Source organism: Sulfurimonas sp., from assembly GCF_034005705.1.
Taxonomy (GTDB): domain Bacteria; phylum Campylobacterota; class Campylobacteria; order Campylobacterales; family Sulfurimonadaceae; genus Sulfurimonas.
The window spans coordinates 23,757-30,478 of the sequence record NZ_JAVEUF010000019.1 but is presented as its reverse complement, the minus strand read 5'-3'; the positions used below and the strand labels follow the sequence as shown (position 1 = coordinate 30,478).

Annotated in this window: 6 protein-coding genes; all 6 read left to right on the top strand. The window is 42.7% G+C overall.

The annotated features are described in order from the left end of the window. Nucleotides 1-207: 207 nt before the first annotated feature. A complete protein-coding gene (gene pstC, locus RBR61_RS08920) occupies nucleotides 208-1,068 on the top strand; it encodes a phosphate ABC transporter permease subunit PstC (protein WP_320343697.1) in 861 nt (286 codons plus the stop codon). Next, entirely contained in the window at nucleotides 1,065-1,910 is an 846-nt protein-coding gene (pstA, locus tag RBR61_RS08915) for a phosphate ABC transporter permease PstA (RefSeq protein WP_320343695.1), read from the top strand. Before pstC ends, pstA begins: the two co-directional genes overlap by 4 nt. Then, nucleotides 1,910-2,695 (top strand): phosphate ABC transporter ATP-binding protein PstB, encoded by a 786-nt coding sequence (gene pstB, locus RBR61_RS08910; protein ID WP_320343693.1) that lies wholly within the window; start codon nucleotides 1,910-1,912, stop codon nucleotides 2,693-2,695. Before pstA ends, pstB begins: the two co-directional genes overlap by 1 nt. 15 nt (nucleotides 2,696-2,710) lie before the next feature. Beyond that, the gene (locus tag RBR61_RS08905; RefSeq protein WP_320343692.1) at nucleotides 2,711-3,382 is read left to right on the top strand and encodes a PhoU domain-containing protein; all 672 of its coding nucleotides are present in this window, start codon (nucleotides 2,711-2,713) and stop codon (nucleotides 3,380-3,382) included. Nucleotides 3,383-3,485: 103 nt separating this feature from the next. Then, nucleotides 3,486-4,916, top strand: coding sequence for a type I glutamate--ammonia ligase (gene glnA / locus RBR61_RS08900; RefSeq protein WP_320343690.1), 1,431 nt, complete (start codon nucleotides 3,486-3,488; stop codon nucleotides 4,914-4,916). A 135-nt stretch (nucleotides 4,917-5,051) separates the two neighbouring features. Then, nucleotides 5,052-6,710, top strand: a complete 1,659-nt coding sequence (gene leuA, locus RBR61_RS08895; protein ID WP_320343688.1) for a 2-isopropylmalate synthase — start codon at nucleotides 5,052-5,054, stop codon at nucleotides 6,708-6,710. Nucleotides 6,711-6,722: the final 12 nt, after the last annotated feature.

Here is a 6,722-nt window from a genome sequence, read left to right as displayed (position 1 = left end):
GCTCTTCCGATCTTCTTCTGTCGCTGCCCGCTTCCCTTTTCTCTTTCATAACGCTCCTTTAAAGCCCTGATTCACATCATCTGCATAAGTATATATAGTTTACTCTTGCGAAACACTTACGGCCATATTTGGCATTGGTAACCGTTTCGTAACCTTTTTGTAATCAAGATTACATAAAATTCCGAACTTTTTTACGGGAGAGAGCAGTTGAGTAATATAATAGATAAAATCTTTGCAAATGCGACAAAGTTCATAGCCCTTGGCGTACTGCTTATCGTTGCTTGGATATTTACCGTTCTTTTCGAACACTCGCTAGAATCGATCAAAGCATTTGGATTTAGTTTTCTTACAGAGGATAAATGGGCGCCAAATCTAGAGAAATTCGGTGCTCTTCCTGCAATCTACGGCTCTGTCGTCTCTACTTTTTTAGCAATGCTCTTGGCTGTTCCCGTAGCTATAGGTGTCGCTATATTTTTAAGTGAGATAGCGCATGCAAAGATCAAGATGCCCGTAGGCGTCTCGATAGAGCTCTTAGCAGCTATTCCCTCTGTTGTTTACGGTATGTGGGGACTCTTCTATTTTGTGCCTATTATCCGCGATATCTTCGGCGGTATCGGTATCAGCATGCTGACGGCGGGAATCGTTCTCTCCATTATGATCCTTCCGTTTATGGCGGCAGTCACGCGTGATGCGATGAACACTACTCCCGACATCCTAAAAGAGTCGGCTTACGCACTGGGTGCGACCAAATGGGATGTTGTAAAAGATATTATCATCCCTTACGCTAAGGCGGGGATCATCGGTTCGTTCATTCTGGCACTTGGGCGTGCGATCGGCGAGACGATGGCGGTTACGTTCGTTATGGGTAACGTGCATAATATCTCGATCGACCTAACACAACCGGCAACTTCTATTCCGGTAACTTTGGCAAATGAGTTTGCAGAGGCAGACAGTGGTCTTTACTACTCATCTCTGTTTGAGCTCTCGCTTCTGCTTCTGGTTATCAGTTTTACGATCATCTCTATTGCCAAGTTTTACTTCTTGCGCAGAAAAAGGATCGGACAATGACGCACACTCAAAAAAGGATCATCACAAACAATATTGTTATGACACTCTCCACGCTCTCTGCTATTATAGGGATAGGCTTTTTGCTATGGATATTAAGCGTTTTGGTCATTAACGGAATAGATGCGCTGAGTGCGACAATTTTTCTAAACGAAGGGGCACCTCCAGGAAATGATAGCGGAGGATTAAAGCATGCTCTTATCGGACAGCTTCTTCTTGTTACCTATGCATCGCTATTTGGCGTGCCTCTTGGAATATTGGCAGGAACGTACTTAAGCGAATATGGGCAAAAATCCAAGCTCGCAGAAACCATACGCGATATCTCTGACATTATGATGTCCGCACCATCAATCGTTATCGGAGCATTCGTTTACGCTATCGTTGTTGCTCCTACAGGGCAATTCAGCGGATGGGCGGGCTCCATAGCACTTATGATAATCATGCTGCCGATAATTTTAAGAACGACCGATGATATGCTCCACCTTGTACCATCAACCCTTCGCGAAGCGGCTTTTGCACTTGGGGCGCCTAAATATAAAGTGATCGTTCAGGTTGTTTATCGCGGCGCGAAAGCAGGTATATTGACAGGTGTTCTGCTCGGAGTAGCACGTGTTGCGGGAGAGACTGCACCGCTTCTATTTACTTCTTTTAACGACAACTTTTTAAATACGGATATGAGCCAGCCGATGGCTTCACTGACTGTTACGATGTACAACTATGCGACAAGTCCGTATGAGGATTGGCAGAAACTTGGATGGGCAGCCGCGTTTATACTAAGTATGTTTATCTTGACGCTCAATATTCTAGGAAGACTATTTTTACTCAAAAAGAGAGGGAAACACTAATGGCAACAATTGTTGATATAGCCACAGAGAAGGCGCTTGAAGTTAAAAACTTCGAATTTACGTATGCGGGAGCGCATGAACCAAACATTAAAAAACTGACCATGCCTATTGCAAAACACAGCATAACTGCACTTATAGGACCTTCAGGATGCGGCAAGACAACGCTTCTTAGAAGTTTTAACCGTATGCATGACCTCTATCCGGGCAACAGCTACGGCGGAGAGATACTCTTTAAAGATAGAAATATTTTGGATGCGAAAGAGGATCTTATAAAGCTAAGAATCCAGATAGGGATGATCTTTCAAAAACCGACTGCTTTTCCTATGAGTATTTTTGACAATGTTGCTTACGGGCTGAGACTTCAGGGGCTTAAAAACAAGACGGAGCTTCAAGACAGAGTGGAAAAATCGCTCCAAGACGCTGCGATCTGGAACGAGGTTAAAGACAGGCTAAAACATGACGCAAACGGGCTATCAGGCGGTCAGCAGCAGAGACTCTGTATCGCAAGAGCGATCGCCGTCGAGCCTGAAATACTTCTGTTTGATGAGCCTACGTCTGCGCTTGACCCGATCTCAACGGCAGGGATCGAGGAGCTGGTCGTGGGACTTAGAGAGAGAGTATCCATAATCATAGTAACGCACAATATGCAGCAAGCCGCACGTGTAAGCGATTATACGGGCTTTATGTATCTGGGTGAGCTTGTAGAGCTTGGACGCACGGAAGAGCTGTTCGTAACACCAAAAGAGAGACTTACAGAAGAGTACATTACCGGAAAGTTCGGTTGATAATAAAGGATAAATATGTTGAGTAAATATGATGAGAAAATAGGTAATATAAGAGAGAAAATATCTACTCTTTTAAGAGAGATAACGGCGGCTGACGAACTTGCTCTGGAGGCATTTAAACTATCTGATGCACAAAAGTTCAAAGAGGTTCAAAAGAGCCTTGAGAAGATCGGTTTCAAAGGTGATGAGATCGATAATGAGATCATAAAGACGTTCGCACTTTTCGGCCCTGAAGCAAAAGAGCTGAGATTTTTGGTTGCTTATCTGAAGATGACGAACGAGATAGTTCGTACAGGAGAGGGTATTAAAAAATATGCCCGCAGAATGAGCGAGCATACAATTAACGAGTCCAGCATTGAACAGTTTAAACCAAGCATTATACTGCTTCACAAAAGCAGCGTAAATGCCCTGAAATACATCCTGGAGTGCTTTGATAGAAAAGAGGAGTGCAACTATGAGGACAACTACAGAAAAGTCCTAGTTGAAGAGAGCATGAACGATGACCTTTTTGCCGTTTTGGAAAAAGAGATACTAAACAAGATCATAGACGAAAAAGAGCTCTCCATAGACTATGTAAAAATTTTGGGAAGCCTTAGAAAACTCGAACGCTCATGCGACAGAAGCGTAAATATTGCAAACCTGATGATGTATGCCGAGCAGGGCGGAGAGATAAAACTTTTTAAATAATTTCAGATAAAAAGCAAAACTGCTTAAATTTTAATCAGTTTTGCTTTTTCATTGCCAAATTAATAAGGTATACTGTTACTATTAAATTCAGGAGATAGAAATAATGGGAAAATTTGTAAACAGTATAGATGAATTTTTTACTTTTTGCGAAGAGAATGATGTTCAATTTGTAGATTTGAGATTTACGGACATTAAAGGTACTTGGCATCACGTAAGTTACCGCAAAAGTGCGGTTACAAGAGAGATACTAGAAAACGGCTTCCCGTTTGACGGTTCTTCTATCGATGCATGGCAGCCGATCAACAGATCGGACATGATCTTAAAAGCAGACGTTCCTACAGCATTTTTGGATCCTTTTACTGCAGATCCTACCGTTATCCTGTTTTGTGACGTTTACGACATCTACAAAGAGCGTATGTATGAGAGATGTCCTCGCTCGATCGCAAAAGCGGCACTTAAGCATGCTGAGTCTTTAGGAATAGCTGATGCGGCATACTTCGGACCTGAAAACGAGTTCTTTGTTTTTGACAATATTCAGTTCGTTGACAATCCTAATGAAGCGGGCTACAAGATAGATACCGAAGAGGGTGAGTGGAACTCAAACACAAGCTACTCAGATATGTACAACTCTGGTCACAGACCTGGTAACAAAGGAGGTTACTTCCCTGTAGCTCCTACTGACAGTATGGTTGATCTTAGAGCTGAGATGATGATGGTTCTGGAGCAGGTAGGTTTAGAGGTAATTCTTGGTCACCATGAGGTTGCTCAAGGTCAAGGCGAAATCGGGATTGTTTTCTCTGACATTATCGGCGCGGCAGACAATGTACAGAAGCTAAAATATGTTGTCAAAATGGTAGCTCACCTAAACGGTAAAACTGCTACATTTATGCCAAAACCGATATTCGGCGACAACGGAAACGGTATGCACGTTCACCAATCGCTTTGGAAAGATGGCAAAAACCTTTTCTATGAGAAAGGAAACTATGCGAACCTAAGCGAAATGGCGCTTAACTATATCGGCGGTGTTTTCAAGCATGCTCGCGCTATCGCTGCATTTACAAACCCGACTACAAACTCTTACAAGAGATTGATCCCTGGTTTTGAAGCTCCTTCGATTTTGACATACTCTATGCAAAACCGTTCAGCAAGCTGCCGTATCCCTTACGGTTCCGGTGAGAAATCAACTCGTGTAGAGATGAGATTCCCTGACTCTACGGCTTGTCCTTATCTTGCATTTGCCGCTCTTATGATGGCAGGACTTGACGGTATCAAGAACAAAGATATTCCAATCGGTCCGATGGATGAAGATTTGTTTGAACTTACTTTGGATGAGATCCGTGAAAAAGGTATTCCTCAGATGCCTCACACTCTTCGCGGTTCACTAGAGTCTCTTATCCGTGACAACGACTTCTTAAAACCTGTATTTACGCCTGAGTTCATCAACGCGTACAAAGATTACAGATTTAAAAGAGACGTATGGCCGGATGAGGGTCGTCCTACTGCTTACGAGTTTAAAACTACATACCAGTGCTAAAACTTTAAGTCCCGCTTTTTTGCGGGACTTCTTCTCCTTTTCAAACATTCAACTAACCGTAAATTCGCTATAATTCGCATTACAATAATAGTATTTAAGAGTGCATTATTGAAATTTTATGTTCAAAGGTATATTATGAAAAATATTCCCCAGGGAAAATATCGTCCCTATCCAAAGATAGATTTGCCAAATAGAAAATGGCCTTCTAACAGTATAACAAAAGCTCCTAAGTGGTGCAGTGTCGATTTACGTGACGGTAATCAGGCACTTATAAACCCTATGGACATGAACAAAAAACTCTCCCTTTATGCACTCTTACTCAAAATCGGATTTAAAGAGATCGAGGTAGGTTTTCCTTCGGCATCTAAAGTAGAATTTGATTTTTTACGCCGTCTTGTAGATGACAATCTAATCCCAGACGATGTTACGATCCAAGTCTTGGTTCAAGCGAGAGAGCATCTTATTGCAAAGACGTTCGAAGCTTTAAAAGGTGTAAAAAAAGCTACCGTACATCTTTATAACTCGACATCTACAGCGCAAAGAAAGATAGTGTTTCAAAAGTCAAAAGAGGAGATCATCGCTCTTGCATTAGAGGGTGTCGATCTGGTCAAGAAGTATGAGAAAAATCATGACGGAGAGATATTTTTAGAGTACTCGCCTGAGAGTTTTACCGGAACAGAGTTAGAGTTTGCGGCTGAAATATCCAACGCCGTGACTGCAAGATGGGGCATTGGTGAAAACAGAAAAGTTATCATAAACCTTCCTGCAACGGTAGAGATGGCAACTCCAAATGTTTATGCAGACCAGATAGAGTGGATGAGCGAGCATCTTCATAACCGCGAAAATGTAATCATCTCCACACACACTCACAACGACAGAGGGACAAGCGTGGCTGCAACAGAGCTTGCACTTTTAGCAGGTGCGGACAGAGTAGAGGGCACGCTTTTATGTAACGGCGAGAGAACTGGAAATGTCGACATCATAACGCTTGCGCTTAATATGACGACGCAAGGCGTTGAGTCAAATCTTGACTTTAGCGACGTAAACGAAGTGGTAGATATTGTAGAGAGATGTACGGAGATAGAGACTCACGTGCGCCACCCTTATGTAGGCGAGCTTGTATACACTGCATTCTCAGGCTCACACCAAGATGCAATAAACAAAGGTCTGGCATATAGAAAATCTCATAATGAGACATTCTGGGAAGTTCCGTATCTCCCGATTGACCCCGAAGATGTGGGAAGAAGCTATGAGAGCATTATCCGTATCAACTCTCAGTCAGGCAAAGGCGGGGTAGCATACATTTTAGAGAAAAATTTCGGTTATCAGCTTCCAAAAGCGATGCATCCCGAAGTGGGAAAACTTGTCCAAGAGGTTAGTGACAGAAAAGGTCAAGAGCTAACGGCAGAGGAGCTCTTTGAGATATTTAACGAAAACTACTTCAAGGTAAAAGAGCATATCTCACTTGTAGACTTCACGGTCTCTAGCGTAAAAGGCATCTCTAAGTGTACGCTTACATACTTTTACGACGGTATAGAGATAGTGGCGCAGGGAGAGGGCAACGGTCCTGTGGACGCCTGCAAAGATGCTTTGATGAAAGAGTATAAAAACGAGTTTAGCATAAACTCGTACTATGAGCACTCTCTTGGAAACAAGAGCTCGGCAAAAGCTATTGCCTATATAGAGATAGAGACGGAAGATACCCTTTCCTGCTTTGGAGTAGGGAGCGACAACGATATAGCTACCGCTTCTGTAAAAGCACTTTTCTGCGCTCTTAACAGAGCATTTCATTAAATCTAAACGCCA